General features: G+C 62.1%; 14 protein-coding genes. 7 read left to right on the top strand and 7 right to left on the bottom strand.

Translation table 11 applies throughout. The annotated features are described in order from the left end of the window. Window positions 1-22: 22 nt before the first annotated feature. The 5 genes from R2B70_RS06980 to glpT all read right to left on the bottom strand — a co-directional run bounded on the left by R2B70_RS06980 (window position 23) and on the right by glpT (window position 6,825). Window positions 23-1,096, bottom strand: a complete 1,074-nt coding sequence (locus R2B70_RS06980; protein WP_011705545.1) for a 3-deoxy-7-phosphoheptulonate synthase — start codon at window positions 1,094-1,096, stop codon at window positions 23-25. A 362-nt stretch (window positions 1,097-1,458) separates the two neighbouring features. After that, window positions 1,459-2,538 carry a glycerophosphodiester phosphodiesterase gene (glpQ, locus tag R2B70_RS06975; protein WP_318162971.1) on the bottom strand — a complete coding sequence of 360 codons (1,080 nt, stop codon included), beginning with the start codon at window positions 2,536-2,538 and terminating at the stop codon, window positions 1,459-1,461. A 102-nt stretch (window positions 2,539-2,640) separates the two neighbouring features. Then, on the bottom strand, window positions 2,641-4,128 hold the full coding sequence (glpD, locus tag R2B70_RS06970) for a glycerol-3-phosphate dehydrogenase (protein WP_318162970.1): 1,488 nt from the start codon (window positions 4,126-4,128) through the stop codon (window positions 2,641-2,643). 481 nt (window positions 4,129-4,609) lie between these two features. Then, window positions 4,610-5,368, bottom strand: a complete 759-nt coding sequence (locus tag R2B70_RS06965) for a DeoR/GlpR family transcriptional regulator (RefSeq protein ID WP_042077039.1) — start codon at window positions 5,366-5,368, stop codon at window positions 4,610-4,612. A gap of 101 nt (window positions 5,369-5,469) precedes the next feature. After that, entirely contained in the window at window positions 5,470-6,825 is a 1,356-nt protein-coding gene (glpT, locus tag R2B70_RS06960; protein WP_042077040.1) for a glycerol-3-phosphate transporter, read from the bottom strand. A gap of 490 nt (window positions 6,826-7,315) precedes the next feature. On the opposite strand from glpT, the gene R2B70_RS06955 reads away from it, so the two are divergent. Beyond that, window positions 7,316-8,164 carry an MIP/aquaporin family protein gene (locus R2B70_RS06955; protein WP_216989947.1) on the top strand — a complete coding sequence of 283 codons (849 nt, stop codon included), beginning with the start codon at window positions 7,316-7,318 and terminating at the stop codon, window positions 8,162-8,164. 43 nt (window positions 8,165-8,207) lie between these two features. Beyond that, on the top strand, window positions 8,208-9,710 hold the full coding sequence (glpK, locus tag R2B70_RS06950) for a glycerol kinase GlpK (RefSeq protein ID WP_042077080.1): 1,503 nt from the start codon (window positions 8,208-8,210) through the stop codon (window positions 9,708-9,710). Window positions 9,711-9,892: 182 nt separating this feature from the next. Here the strand turns inward: glpK and R2B70_RS06945 are convergent, their stop codons facing one another. Beyond that, window positions 9,893-10,795: a LysR family transcriptional regulator gene (locus tag R2B70_RS06945; protein ID WP_318162969.1), complete on the bottom strand. Its 903-nt coding sequence runs from the start codon at window positions 10,793-10,795 to the stop codon at window positions 9,893-9,895. A gap of 169 nt (window positions 10,796-10,964) precedes the next feature. Here R2B70_RS06945 and R2B70_RS06940 point away from each other — a divergent pair, with 169 nt between their 5' ends. From R2B70_RS06940 to R2B70_RS06920, 5 genes are all read left to right on the top strand, one after another. Next, window positions 10,965-11,351, top strand: coding sequence for a DUF6404 family protein (locus R2B70_RS06940; RefSeq protein WP_318162968.1), 387 nt, complete (start codon window positions 10,965-10,967; stop codon window positions 11,349-11,351). Window positions 11,352-11,391: 40 nt separating this feature from the next. Next, window positions 11,392-11,751, top strand: a complete 360-nt coding sequence (locus R2B70_RS06935; protein ID WP_318162967.1) for a VOC family protein — start codon at window positions 11,392-11,394, stop codon at window positions 11,749-11,751. A gap of 191 nt (window positions 11,752-11,942) precedes the next feature. Further along, window positions 11,943-12,233, top strand: a complete 291-nt coding sequence (locus tag R2B70_RS06930; RefSeq protein WP_318162966.1) for a putative quinol monooxygenase — start codon at window positions 11,943-11,945, stop codon at window positions 12,231-12,233. A 109-nt stretch (window positions 12,234-12,342) separates the two neighbouring features. Continuing rightward, window positions 12,343-13,146 carry a 2,5-didehydrogluconate reductase DkgB gene (gene dkgB / locus R2B70_RS06925; RefSeq protein ID WP_318162965.1) on the top strand — a complete coding sequence of 268 codons (804 nt, stop codon included), beginning with the start codon at window positions 12,343-12,345 and terminating at the stop codon, window positions 13,144-13,146. A gap of 328 nt (window positions 13,147-13,474) precedes the next feature. Then, the gene (locus tag R2B70_RS06920; RefSeq protein ID WP_318162964.1) at window positions 13,475-14,647 is read left to right on the top strand and encodes an MFS transporter; all 1,173 of its coding nucleotides are present in this window, start codon (window positions 13,475-13,477) and stop codon (window positions 14,645-14,647) included. Between the two features lie 69 nt (window positions 14,648-14,716). Here R2B70_RS06920 and cydX read toward each other — a convergent pair whose 3' ends face one another. Then, a complete protein-coding gene (cydX, locus tag R2B70_RS06915; RefSeq protein ID WP_005310033.1) occupies window positions 14,717-14,830 on the bottom strand; it encodes a cytochrome bd-I oxidase subunit CydX in 114 nt (37 codons plus the stop codon). Between the last annotated feature and the right edge of the window lie 9 nt (window positions 14,831-14,839).

The following is a 14,839-nucleotide window of genomic DNA, read 5'->3' as shown; positions in this document are numbered from 1 at the left end:
AGTGCTGACAAGATACCACGGCTTATGCCTTGGTTCTGGCCAAAAGTGGTGCCGCCAGCTGGCTGTGGCAGCGGGCCAGCAGCGCATCCGTGGTCTCCCAGTCTATGCAGGCATCGGTGATGGAGACACCGTAGCGCATCTCGCACTTGGGCTGCTCGCTGGACTGGTTGCCTTCGAACAGGTTGGATTCGAGCATCACCCCTATGATGGAGCGGTTGCCCTCCTGGATCTGGTGGATGACGTTGTCGGCCACCTTGGGCTGCAGCCGGTGATCCTTGCTGGAGTTACCGTGGCTGCAATCCACCACCAGACCGGGCAGCAGGCCCGCCTTCTCCAGCGCCTCTTCCGCCAGCGACACATTGACCGAGTCGTAGTTCGGGTGCTTGCCACCGCGCAGGATCACGTGACCATCCGGATTGCCCTGGGTCTGCAGCAGCGCGACCTGGCCCTGCTGGTTGATCCCCATGAAGGCGTGGGGGCTGGAGGCCGCCTGCAGCGCATTGATGGCAGTGCCGAGGTTGCCGTCGGTGCCATTCTTGAAGCCGACCGGCATGGAGAGGCCGGAGGCCATCTCCCTGTGGGTCTGGGATTCGGTGGTGCGCGCACCGATGGCCGACCAGGAGAAGAGCTCAGCCAGGTATTGGGGGCTGATGGGGTCGAGCGCCTCGGTGGCCAGCGGCAGCTCCAGCTCGGCCAGCCAGCAGAGCAGCTCGCGGGCGCGGTGCAGACCCAGCTCCACGTCGAAGGTGCCGTCCAGGTTCGGATCGTTGATAAAGCCCTTCCAGCCGACCGTGGTGCGCGGCTTCTCAAAGTAGACCCGCATGACAATGTAGAGAGAGTCCTGATAGGCGTCATGCAGCGCTTTGAGTCTGGTTGCGTACTCTTTGGCGGCGTCCATGTCGTGGATGGAGCAAGGACCACAGATCACCAGCAGGCGGTGATCGCGACGGTGGATGATGTCGGCGATGGTGTTGCGGGCCCCTTGCACGAATGCCAGCGCGCGATCGGAGATGGGCAGTTTCTCCTTGAGCTGGGCAGGCGTGATCATCACTTGTTCGGACTGGATATGGATGTTGTTCAGGGGATCTCTTTGCATCTTCTCATTCTCTCTACTGTTTCAAGCCAAGGGCACCGACCGTTCAAATTTATTTACACAAGTCAGCACTTTGTTACGCAACCGCCCTCACCTTACCAATTAAAAACAAACAATCAAGTGAAACCAGCGTCTTTGTGTACCAATAGATGGATAAATGACCAAGAATGCAGGCTGTGACAACCAGAAAGTAGCGACTCGCGGGGCCTGAGAAGCGCCAAATTGTAAACATTTAATTACACCCATCCATTTTCAACATTCTCCCTCTCTGCCCCCTCTCACCGCCCCTGATCCCGGCGATGACGCCGGGCACAAAAAAGCGGGGCACCTGGCCCCGCTTGCGTTCCCGTGTTGCTCTTCTTTTATTATTTGCCGTGCGCCTTGGTAGCCTCGACCGCCTTGTCGGGGAAGTCGCTGAACACCCCATCCACATCGGCCTGGTAGAGGAAGATGTTGAGCAGATCGGTGAAGTCTTTCGCATAGGCAGGGATCTGCCCCTCATCCTGACGGAAGGTATAAGGATGCACCTTGAGGCCGACCGCGTGGGCCTCTTTCACCATGCCGGTGAAAACAGGCTTGCCAGGAGTACCCGGCTCGGTCACCACCATGGGTTTCCAGGGACCTATCCCCTCGGCATAGGTGGCGATGGTCTTCATGGCCCCCGGCTTGAACATCCAGTCGTAGTCGTAGGGGGTCGCCTTGCCCTTGGCGTCATAGACCATGGTCTCGTTCCAGTCGGTCTCGGCCATCAGCTGCACCAACTTCAAGTCCATACCCATGGCGGGCATCAGTTCGCCGTTGATGCGCTTGAGCTCGTTGGTATCGAAACACTGCAGATAGACCTTGTCGTTCTTGCCGGTGTAGCCGTACTCCTTCAGTACCTTCAGCACCGCCCTGGAGATGTCCTTGCCCTCGTGGCGGAACAACCAGGGGGCTTTTATCTCCGGGTAGATACCGATGTTCTTGCCGGTGCTCTTGTTGAGCCCCTGGATCATCTCGATCTCTTCCTGGAAGGTATGGATCTTGAAGCTGGACTTCCAGAGCGGGAAGCGCGCCGGATAGACCGGCACCTGCTTGCCGTCCATCAGCTGGAACGGCTCGGTCATGCGCAGGGAGCGCACCTCGTCCAGGGTGAAATCCACCACATAGTAACGACCATCCGGGCGGGCCCGACCGGGGAAGCGCTCGGCCACATCCGTGATGCCGTCGAGGAAGTGATCGTGCATCACCACCAGCTGGTCATCCTTGGTCATCACCAGATCCTGCTCCAGATAGTCGGCGCCCATGCCATAGGCCAGGGCCTTGGATTCCAGGGTGTGTTCCGGCAGGTAGCCGGAGGCGCCACGGTGGGCGATGACGATTTTGCCTTCGTCAGAGGCCAGCGCGGGCAGCGCCAGGGCGGCCCCGAGGCCAAGGGCCACCAGGGTACGGTGAGGTTGTTTCATCAAGGGTTCTCTTTGTTATTGTTTATTTGGTGTAGGTGATTGTTATAGCAGAGGTTTATTGCAGTTTGACGGCGGACGGCAAAGGCCGCCCGCCGTGGGTCATCAGCTGGCCTTGGGCAGGGCGTGGTGGTGTTCGAGCAGCCAGGCGCCGAGCTGCTGTTGTTCGGATTCGGACAGGCGCAGCCCCAGCTTGCTGCGGCGCCACAGGATGTCTTCCAGGCTGCAGGCCCACTCCCGCGCGATGAGATAGCGCACTTCGGATTCATACAGCCCGGCGCCAAAGTGCTGACCGCGTTCCTCCTTCAGCCAGAGGCGGGCATGGGCGCCATAGGCCTCGGCGATGCGCAGGGCGCTGCGATCATCGAGCCAGTCGAACTCCAGCGCAAAGGCGCGCGCCAGTTCGCGCACCGAGCAGTCGAACTCGCCACCGGGCAGCCGGCAGGAGGCGGTCCAGTCCTCTCCCATCTGGCTGAACCAGGGCTTGAGCTTGTTGCAGGCGGCCTGGGCCAGCTTGCGGTAGGTGGTGAGCTTGCCGCCAAACACCGACAGGAGCGGCGCCCCGTCGGACTCGCCACTGAGCTCGAGGGTGTAGTCCCGGGTCACCGCCTGGGGCGAATCGGATTCGTCGTCACACAGGGGGCGCACCCCGGCGTAGGTCCAGACCACGTCGGCCGGGCTTATCTGCCTGGTGAAGTGGGCGTTGACCACCTTGCACAGGTAGTCGATCTCGGCGCTGCTGATCTTCGCCTCCCGCGGGCTCCCCTTGTGCTCCACGTCCGTGGTGCCGATGAGGGAGTAATCCTGCTGATAGGGGATGACGAAGACGATGCGGTTGTCCTCGTTTTGCAGTATGTAAGCCTCTTCGCGCTCGTGGATGCGCGGCACTATCATGTGGCTCCCCTTGATGAGGCGAATGCCGCGGGGGGACTTCTCGCCCAGGCTCTCGTCATAGAAGGTCTTGACCCAGGGGCCCGCCGCATTGACCAGACCGCGGCAGCTGACGGTGAACTGCTCGCCCCCTTCCCGCTCGAGCGTCAGGGTCCAGTGCTTGGAGCCGCGCACCGCCTTGATGCAGCGGGTGCGGGTCTGCACATCGGCGCCCTTGTCCCGCGCCAGCATGGCATTGAGCACCACCAGGCGGGCGTCGTCGACCCAGGCGTCCGAGTATTCAAAGCCCTTGTGGATACCGCTCTTGAGACCGTCCTGCGGCAGGAAGCGCAGACCGCAGCTCCCCTTGAGCTTGTCGCGCTTGGCCAGGTTGTCATAGAGAAAGAGGCCGGCACGGATCATCCAGGCCGGGCGCAGGTGCGGTCGGTGCGGCAGGCGAAAACGCATGGGACGGGCGATGTGGGGTGCCATGCCGAGCAGGACCTCCCGCTCCGCCAGCGCCTCTTTCACCAGCCGGAATTCGTAATGTTCGAGATAGCGCAGGCCGCCGTGGATCAGCTTGCTGGAGTTGGACGAGGTGGCAGAGGCGAGATCGCTCGCCTCGAACAGCGCCACCTTCAGCCCCCGCCCCGCCGCATCTGCCGCGATGCCGACCCCGTTGATGCCGCCGCCGACGACGACCAGATCATAATGTTCGCTCATGTTCACCTACTTTCTTATTTTGTGTTTGCCATGACAGCAATGTTTGATTTCGCTCATATTAGAACATGAAAAACCAATAAACGAACATTTCGTGAGAGAAATGTGATCGCGATTGTTTTCACAATGCTAAAAATGCTGCCAGTCGGTGACGGCCAGGCAAGGCTACGGCCTGCCGGAAACACCAGTCCCGGGCAGAGAGGCGGGCAAAGGGCCCCGGATGGGAGGGAACGTGCACGAGACGAGGCGATGGACGCGATGGCGTGAAAGCCCTCATGGGGCATGCCGCCGGGCGTCTGGGGCAAGCGCCTGGTGTCGGGGGAACTGGCTCCTGATGTACTGGTGCAGAGCCAGGGGCTCAAGGTATGGAATTCAGCGCCTGGAACTGGCCTCTCTGGTGCCGTAGAGGAGACGCCGCAGACCGGGGTGTGCAGAAAGAAAAGCGGCCGCCACAGGGCGGCCTGATGCTAGAGCAGTGGAAATATCAGCAGATATGGCAGGCGATCTGATGCTGAGACATCAGTCGCATCAGCTTCTCCGGCGGCTCCTGATCCGTGAACAGGGCGTGGATCTGGCTGAGGTTGCCGAGGTTGACCATGGCGTTGCGGCCGAACTTGGTGTGGTCGGCGGCCAGGAACACCTGGCGGGAATGGGCGATGATGGCCTGGGCGATCTTCACCTCGTGGTAGTCGAAATCGAGCAATGAGCCGTCGCTGTCGATGCCCGAGATACCGATGACGCCGTAGTCCATGCGGAACTGGCCGATGAAGTCGCGGGTCGCCTCCCCCACGATGCCGCCATCCCGGTTGCGGATCTCGCCCCCGGCGATGATGACGGTGAAGTCATCCTTGGCGGTGAGGATGCTGGCCACGTTCAGGTTGTTGGTGACGATGCGCAGCTCCCGGTGATCCAGCAGGGCGCGGGCGATGGCCTCGGTGGTGGTGCCGATGTCGATGAAGAGGGACGAACCGTCGGGGATGTTGGCGGCCACCTCCCGGGCGATGCGCTCCTTCTCCTTGAGCTGCATCACCTTGCGGGCGCTGTAGGCGGTGTTGACGGTGCTCGAATGCAATGAGGCCCCGCCGTGATGGCGCCGGATCTTGTTCTGTTCGGCGAGATCGTTCAGATCCCGGCGAATGGTCTGGGGGCTGACGTCAAAATGGGTCACCAGATCGTCGGTCGAGACGAAACCCTGCCGGGTCAGGACGTCCAGGATCTCCAGATGTCGTTGGGTTTGCTTCACGCTTGCACTCCGCAGATGAGACGAAAAAAGGCCCCGGCAGGTGCGGGGCCTTTGGCAGTGTACCCTATCCCTTTTCCAATCGATAAGGGCAGGATCACGTTTTATGCCTTATCGGCAGCGGCCTTGTGCGCGATCGAGATGTTCTCGTGCTTGAGGGTCATGGCCAGCAGCACGATGGAGAGCACGCAGGAGATGGTCAGCACCATGAAGCCACCGTCCCAGCCGAAGTGGTCGACGGTATAGCCCAGCATGGCGTTGGCCGCGACCGCGCCGCCCAGATAACCGAACAGCCCGGTGAAACCCGCCGCTGTGCCGGCCGCCTTCTTCGGCGCCAGCTCCAGGGCGTAGAGACCGATCAGCATGACGGGGCCGTAGATGAGGAAGCCGATGGCGACCAGGGCCATCATGTCGATGGTCGGGTTGCCCGCCGGGTTGAACCAGTAGACCAGCACCGCCAGGGTCACCAGCACCATGAACAGGATGCCGGCCGGGGCGCGGCGGCCCTTGAACATCTTGTCCGAGATCCAGCCGCACAACAGGGTGCCCGGGATCCCCGCCCACTCATAGAGGAAGTAGGCCCAGGAGGAGTGATCCACGCTGAAATCCTTCGCCTCTTTCAGGTAGGTGGGCGCCCAGTCCAGCACGCCGTAACGGATGAGATAGACGAAGGCATTGGCGATGGCGATGTACCAGAGCAGCTTGTTGTGCAGCACGTACTTCATGAAGATCTCCTTCGCGGAGAACTCCTGCTCGTGGCTCTCGTTGTAATCCTTCGGATAGTCGTTCTTGTACTCCTCGATGGGGGGCAGACCGACCGATTGCGGGGTGTCGCGCATCACGAAGAAGGCGATCACCGCGATGGCTGCTGCCGCCGCCGCCGGCACGTAGAAGGCGCTGCGCCAGTCGTTGAACCAGCCCATGCCGAGGATGAACAGGGGGCCTATCATGCCGCCGCCCACGTTGTGGGCCACGTTCCAGACCGAGACGATCTCCCCCCGCTCCTTCTGTGACCACCAGTGCACCATGGTGCGGCCGCAGGGCGGCCAGCCCATGCCCTGTGCCCAGCCGTTCAGGAACAGCAGCACGAACATGATGGCGATGCTGGAGGTGGCCCAGTGCATGGTGCCCATCATGAACATGATGCCGGCCGAGAGCAGCAGGCCGGCGGAGAGGAAGTAACGGGCGTTGGATCTGTCCGACACGTTCCCCATCAGGAACTTGGAGAGGCCGTAGGCGATGGAGACCCCGGAGAGGGCCAGACCCAGATCGCCGCGGGAGAAACCCTGCTCGATGAGGTAGGGCATCGCCAGGCTGAAGTTTTTCCGTACCAGGTAGTAGCCGGCATAGCCGAAGAAGATCCCGAAGAACACCTGCCAGCGCAGGCGCTTGTAGAAGGGATCTATCTTGTCGGCCGGTAGCCTGTCGATATGGGGTGCAGGCCTGAAGAGACTAAGCATGTTCTGCTTCCTTTTATTGTTGTCATGGGCGGTTGAGGGTGCCCCGGTCAAGCTGGCGACCAGATGAGTCCTGATTCGCAAGCGAGCTGATTGTGCTCATTTGTGAACATTTAATCTGTGATGCAGACGGAATTATTGCAGTTTTATTACAAAATAAATCACCCCGTGAGTGATCGCGCATCGACGGCTAGACCGCGTGGAACAAGGGTTTGGGATACCCACTAAGGAGTATTTGAAACCCTGAGAGTTGCTTTTCGTCACATTTTCTTAGCAATGAATGGGATCTTGCCCACATTTCCGGTGGCGGGGGTCTGGTGAATTGGCACAGAAGGTTTATTTTCTCACTCGTCCAAGAACGAGCGCAAACGAGCATAACGTTTGCGCAGACTCAAACAACAAGAAGAAACGTTTTCGGACGCAATAAATGGGAATGCAAGATAACGAAACGGAACATCAAACCTACTGTGGGTGGATATAAGGAATAACAACTATGAGCATACAAAGACCCAATACCCTGCTTGGCGAGTGCCTCGCCGAGTTTATCGGCACCGGCCTGCTGATCTTCTTCGGCGTCGGTTGCGTGGCCGCCCTGGTGCTGGCTGGCGCCAACTTCGGGCAATGGGAAATCTCCATTACCTGGGGCCTGGGTGTCGCCATCGCCATCTATGTGACCGGTGGCATCTCCGGTGCCCACCTCAACCCTGCCGTGACCCTGGCCCTGATGACCTTCTGCGGCTTCGACAAGCGCAAGGTGGTGCCCTTCATCATCGCCCAGATAGCCGGGGCCTTCGCCTCCGCCGCCTTGGTCTACGCCCTCTACAGCAACCTGTTCACCCAGTGGGAGCTGACCCACAACGTGGTGCGCGGCAGCGTCGAGAGCCTCGGCACCGCTGGCATCTTCTCCACCTACCCCAATGCCCTGCTCTCCAACATGCAGGCGTTCGCGGTCGAGCTGGTGATCACCGCCGTGCTGATGCTGGGCATCATGGCACTGGGTGACAACAACAACGGCGCCCCCAAAGGCTTCGCCGCCGCCCTGCTGATCGGCATCCTGATCGCGGTGATCGGCGCCTCCCTCGGCCCGTTAACCGGCTTTGCCATGAACCCGGCCCGTGATTTTGGTCCCAAACTGTTCGCCTTCGTCGCAGGCTGGGGTGACGTGGCCCTGACCGGAGGTCGTGACAACCCCTACTTCTGGGTTCCCATCCTCGGCCCCATCGTCGGCGCCCAGCTTGGTACCGCCCTCTATGTGAAAGTGCTGGCTCCCTGCGTCCCGGGCAACCGCGTCGCCACCGAAGAAGCCGCCAAGCTGTCCAATAAAGAAGAGGCCGCCGCCTGAGAGCGGTCCCCCCAACGTGGAAAATAAGAACGTGGAGAACATCATGTCTGCTGAAAAGAAATATGTCGTCGCGCTGGATCAAGGAACCACCTCCTCCCGTGCCATCGTCTTCGATCAGGATGCCAACATAGTCGCGACCTCCCAGCGCGAATTCACCCAGCACTACCCCAAGGCGGGCTGGGTTGAGCACGACCCCATGGAGATCTGGGCGACCCAGTCCTCCGTCTTCACCGAAGTGCTGGCCAAGAGCGGCCTGCACAGCGAGCAGATCGCCGCCATCGGCATCACCAACCAGCGTGAGACCACAGTCGTCTGGGAAAAGGCCACCGGCAAGCCCATCTACAACGCCATCGTCTGGCAGTGCCGCCGCACCGCCGCCATCTGCGAGGAGCTCAAGGCCCGCGGCCTGGAAGAGTATGTGCGCGAGAACACCGGTCTGGTGCTGGACGCCTACTTCTCCGGCACCAAGGTGAAGTGGATCCTCGACAACGTGGAAGGGGCCCGCGAGAAGGCGATGAACGGCGAGCTCTTGTTCGGCACCATCGACACCTGGCTGGTGTGGAAGATGACCAACGGCGAGGTGCACGTCACCGATCCAACCAACGCGTCGCGCACCATGCTCTACAACATCCGCGATCTGAAGTGGGATCAGCGCATGCTGGACGAGCTGGGCATCCCCATGTCCATGCTGCCGGAAGTGAAGCCCTCCTCCGAGGTGTATGGCTACACCACCCGTGGCGGCGGCGCCCGCATCCCCATCGCCGGCATCGCCGGTGACCAGCAGTCTGCCCTGTTCGGTCAGCTCTGCTTCGAGAAGGGCATGGCCAAGAACACCTACGGCACCGGCTGCTTCATGCTGATGAACACCGGCACCGAGCCGGTTCGCTCCAGCAACGGCCTGCTGACCACGGTCGCCATCGGTCCGAAAGGGGAAGTGAATTATGCCCTCGAGGGTGCCGTGTTTATGGGCGGCGCCACCATCCAGTGGCTGCGTGACGAGCTCAAAATCATCCACGATGCCCGCGACACCGACTACTTCGCCTCCAAGGTGGGCGACACCAACGGCGTCTACCTGGTGCCGGCCTTCGTCGGCCTGGGCGCCCCCTACTGGGATCCGTACGCTCGCGGCACCATGGTCGGCCTGACCCGGGGCGCGAACCGCAACCACATCATCCGTGCCGCGCTGGAATCCATCGCCTACCAGAGCCGCGACGTGCTGGATGCCATGCAGCAGGACTCCGGCATCAAGCTGGCGGCCCTGAAGGTGGACGGCGGCGCCGTGGCCAACGACTTCCTGATGCAGTTCCAGGCCGACATGATGCACACCCCCGTGGTGCGTCCGACCCGTATCGAGACCACCGCCATGGGCGCCGCCTTCCTGGCTGGCCTGGCCGTCGGCTTCTGGAAGAGCTCGGAAGAGCTGGAAGACAAGTTCAGCGTGGACCGCGAGTTCATCCCGCAGATGGACAGGGACGATCGCGCCAAGCGTTACAACGGCTGGAAGAAGGCGGTGGAACGCTCACGCCGCTGGGCCGAAGAGGATTGATCGGGCAACCGGTGCATCCTTGAGATGAAAAAACTGAAGAGGCCGACAGCGATGTCGGCCTCTTTTTATTGGCGCTCGCAAGCCCCCTCGGTTCCCTCCCCTTGCCAAGGGGTGGGAGAAAATGACCCCTCCCCCTCGTGGAGGGGGAGGCCGGGAGGGGGTTGGAACTGTCGGCATGCCCTCTACAACGCCTCGGCGCCGAGCTGCTCCTTCAGAAAATCGAGCCAGACCCGCAGCCGGATGTCCCGCTGGGCATCGGAATAGAAGACCGCATTGATGGGGCGCGAGGCACCGCTGTTGCTGCGGGCAAGCACCTCCACCAGGGCGCCGCTCGCCCGATCATCCCCCGTCATGAAGTCCGACAGGCAGACGATCCCCTGCCCCGCCAGCGCCAGCTGACGCAATGTCTCGCCGCTGCTGGCCCGCAGGGTCGGGGTGATGGCGAAGCGGTCTCCCTGTTCGCTGCTGAGCAGCGGCCAGTGGTTGAGGTGATCGGGGTGCAAAAAGCCGAGCAGCTCGTGACCCGCCAGCAGATCCGCCGGCTGGCGCGGGGTGCCGCGCGCAGCCAGATAGCCGGGCGAGGCCAGCAGCCGCAGCTTGGAACGCCCGAGCGGCAGGGCCCGCAGGGAGGAGTCGGTCAGCTCGCCGATGCGAATGGCCATGTCCACCCGCCGCTCCATCAGGTTGATGAAGCCCTCGGAGCTGTGCAGTTGCAGCTCGATACCGGGGTAACGGCGGCGAAACTCGCCGATGATGGGCACCAGTCGGTGCAGGATGAAGGGGGTGGCGGCATCGACCCGCAGCACGCCCTCCGGCTGCTCCCGGCGCATCAGCAGCAGCCCCTCCGCCTCGCTCATCTCGGTCAGGATCTTCACCGCCCGTTGATAGAACCAGCTCCCCTCCTCCGTCAGGCTGACCCGGCGGGTAGTGCGATTGAGCAGCACGGTGGCGAGCTTCTCTTCGAGGCGCTTGATGCCGCGGCTCACCACAGAGTTGTCCATCCCCAGGTTCTCCGCCGCCTGGCGAAAGCTGCCCGCCTCCACCACGGCCACGAACAGGGTCAGTTCATCGGAATGGGTCTTCATTGCTGTTATCCAGGCAAGAGTAATGGGTCTTTATAGGCGAAATGGCCGGTAGTTGGCAAGGCTGGCGTCGCTTCGTATCGTGACGCACCGCCTGTTTTATCTCCGCCCTTGCCAGTACAATGCCGCCAACTGGCACCGTATGGCGCCACATCATGACAAGGACGACCTTATGACATTCGACAACAGGCTGGCCGCCGCCCATCGAGAACTGGCCGACAAGGGCGTGAGCGAGCTCAACTACAACCCGCCTATCATCTGGCTGCTGCGCAAGGCGGGACTCACCGTCAGGCCGCCCCACTACGAGCGCTTTCTGGCCAACATCCTTGCTCTGGGCCTGCCCCTCGGCGCTATCTGGGGGGTGTTGATGTGGTTCTTCGGTTGGCAGCATGAGGTGAGCCTGGGGTTTGCCCTGCGCCAGGGACTCCTGTTCGGCCTCGGGGTGGGCCTGCTGATGGCGACCTGGCTCTGGTTTCGGCGCAAGCAGCTCAAGCTGACGCCCTGGGACGCCTTGCCCCACTCCACGATCCGCACGCAGAAACGCTGGCAGCCCAGATAGATGACACCCGGCCTCACTTATCAGCAGGGAGCGGTACCTTATGAAAGCCCATGAAAAACTGAATTATGTGGAGTTTGCGGCCAGGGATCTCGCCGCCACCCAGGCCTTCTTCACCGCCGCCTTTGGCTGGCAGTTCGCCGACTACGGCCCCGACTACTGCGCCTTCGAGGGAGAAGGGCTGGACGGTGGCTTCTACCGCGCAGATATGTGCAGTCACAGCCATCAGGGGGGCGCCCTGCTGGTGTTCTACAGCGCCGATATCGAGGCAACCCAGGCCAAGGTGCAGCACCATGGCGGCATCATCAACCGCCCGCTGTTCGACTTCCCCGGTGGCCGCCGCTTCCACTTTGTCGAGCCCAGCGGCAATGAGTTTGCGGTCTGGTCCGAACCGGCGGCCTGATGGCGAGGGGTGGGCACCCCAGCCCACCCTGCTCTCTGCTTTACATTTGAACCTTTCCCCGGCGCCGGCTGCCCGCCGGTCTCTTCTCTCTCCCATTGCTGCACTCACCTCAATAGTGTTTTGCAACTGCTGCCCTGTATCCCCCAGTCTGCGGCGGGCATACTGGCCCTCGTCTTAGCGAGGAGGTTCAGATGTCATCCCCCGTCATAGTGATTGCCCAGCTAGAAGCCAAGCCCGAATTCGCAGCTCAACTCAGGGCCGCCCTGACACCGCTGATCGCGGCCACCCAGCAAGAGGCCGGTTGCCTGCGCTATCGGCTGCACCAGAGCCTGGATAACCCCCATGGCTGGATGCTGCACGAGGAGTGGGCGAGCGAAGAAGCTCTTAATGCCCACCAGCAAAAGCCCCACTTTCTCGCCTTCGTGGCCGCCACCCAGGGCTGGTTTGCCAGCAGCCGGGTTTGCCGCTATCACTTGGCCTGATCCCCTGCACCACCTTTTCTGCCCGGTAGACCGGCCGGCAATGGCCGCCCAGCCTGATGGGCAAACCCCATAAACAAGAACGTAAAACATAGAGAACATGAGGAGTTTGATGATGAAAATGCCAAAAATGGGTCTGGGAACCTTCCGTCTGAAGGGCGAGCCCCTGGTCGCCACCCTGAACACCGGTCTCGAGCTCGGCTACCGCCATATCGACACCGCCCAGATCTATGACAACGAGTCCGAGGTGGGCCAGGTGCTGGCCAGCACGAGCGTGCCCCGCCAGGATATCTACCTCACCACCAAGGTGTGGACCAGCGAGTTCGGTCCGGGCAAGCTGATCCCGAGCCTCGAGACCAGCCTCGAGAAGCTGCGTACCGACTACCTGGATCTGGCGCTCATTCACTGGCCCTCCCCCCAGGATGAGGTGCCGATGGCGGTCTACCTGGAGCAGCTGGCCGAGGCCAAGGCCCAGGGCCTGACCCGGGAGATCGGGGTCTCCAACTTCACCGTGGCCCAGCTCAAGCAGGCCGTCGAGATCCTGGGGCCGGGTGCCATCGCCCACCAGCAGGTGGAGATCCACCCCCTGCTGCAAAACCGCAAGGTGGTGGAGTTCTGCCAGGAGCAGGGCATCGCCATCACCGCCTATATGCCGCTGGCCTATGGCAAGGTGCTGAGCGAGCCCCTGCTGATGGAGATCGGCAAGCGTCACGGCGTCTCGGCGGCCCAGGTGTCGCTGGCCTGGCTGCTGGCCCAGGGCATGACGGTGATCCCGAGCTCCACCAAGCGGGAGAACCAGGCCGCCAACCTGGCCGCCCTCGAGGTACAGCTCAGCCCCGAGGAGATGGCGCAAATCACCACCCTGGATCGCGGCGAGCGCTGCGCCAACCCGGACTTCGCACCGGCCTGGGACTGACCCCCTCATCCCCAGCCCTTCTCCCGCCAGGGGAGAAGGGAGGAAACAGCAGTTCGGGATCTTTCTCCGACCCCAGCGGGAGGCATCATGCCTCCCGCTTTTTTTCGTCTTCCCCACCATCACCAGGCATCTGACACAGGACGCTACCCAGCCCTGCAAGGCTGACTGCCGTCCCCTTAGCGCGGCCCTCGCGCCACTCATCCCCTGTCACCCTGCTATTGATGCTTATCAAGCAAAAGTAATTTGATGTCATCGTCATTTTTGCCAACAAACTCCGGGGGCATACTGCCGCCATTCTCCCGTCGGGAGTCCAATCCAAGGAGTTTGTATGCCACTGGCGTTGTTTGCCCTCACCCTGAGTGCCTTTGCGATCGGCACCACCGAATTCGTGATCGTGGGGCTCATCCCCACCATCGCCGACCAACTGCACGTCTCGCTCCCTTCCGCTGGCCTCCTGGTCAGCCTCTATGCCTTGGGCGTCGCCATCGGCGCCCCCGTGCTCACGGCGCTCACCGGCAAGCTGCCGCGCAAGTGGCTGCTGGTGGGCCTGATGGCGCTCTTCACCGCCGGCAACCTGCTGGCCTGGCAGGCCCCCGGTTATGAGAGCCTGATCGTCGCCCGCGTGCTGACCGGGCTGGCCCACGGCGTCTTCTTCTCGGTGGGTAGCACCATCGCCACCGGCCTGGTGTCGAAGGAGAAGGCGGCGAGCGCCATCGCCATCATGTTCAGCGGCCTGACCGTGGCCCTGGTAACCGGTGTGCCGCTCGGCACCTGGATTGGCCAGCAGTTCGGCTGGCGCGAGACCTTCCTGGTGGTGAGCCTGCTCGGGGTCATCGCCATGGTGGGCAGCCTGCTGCTGATCCCAAGCAACCTGCCCAAGGGGGCGGCCTCCAGCATCCGTGAACAGCTCTCCGTGCTGACCAAGAAGCCGCTGCTGCTGGTCTACGCCAAGACCGCGCTGGGTTACGGCGGCGCCTTCACCGCCTTCACCTTCCTCGCCCCCATCCTGCAGCAGGTAAGCGGTTTTAGTGCAAGTTCTGTGAGCCTCATCCTGCTGGTGTACGGGGTATCGGTGGCGGTCGGCAACATCTGGGGCGGCAAGCTGGCCGACAAGATGGGCCCCTTGCCCGCACTGAAACTGATGTTTGCCGGGTTGGCGCTCATCTTGCTGATGCTCACCTTCACCGCGCCGCACCCTGTGCTCGCCGTGCTCACCGTGCTGGTGTGGGGCGCCTTCGCATTCGGCAACGTGCCTGGGCTGCAGGTACTGGTGGTGAAACAGGCGGAGCAACACACCCCGAACGCGGTGGATGTGGCCTCCGGCCTCAACATCGCCGCCTTCAACGTCGGCATCGCGCTGGGATCCGTGGTGGGCGGCTTTGTGGTGGAGCACCTGGGGTTGATGCACACCCCCTGGATCGGCGCCCTCATCGTATTGCTGGCCTATGGCCTGACCCACGTCAGCGAGAAGCGCGAAGCCAAACTGGCGCTGGCAATCTAATCCGCCACGCAAAAGAACGAGAAGGCCGACACGCGGTGTCGGCCTTTTTCATTGGCAAGATGACGCGGCTCAAGACTCCTTGAGATCCTCATCCGCGGCCCAGCGCGCCTCCAGCCAGAGCAGATTGACCAGGCCGCACAGCAGCGCAAACCCCAGCCCCAGTATCCAGGTGAAATACCACATATCGAAGAC

This window comes from Aeromonas sp. XH, assembly GCF_033348475.1.
GTDB classification, from domain to species: domain Bacteria; phylum Pseudomonadota; class Gammaproteobacteria; order Enterobacterales; family Aeromonadaceae; genus Aeromonas; species Aeromonas sanarellii.
The sequence above is the reverse complement of the archived record's forward strand: the minus strand, read 5'-3'. Positions and strand labels throughout refer to the sequence as shown.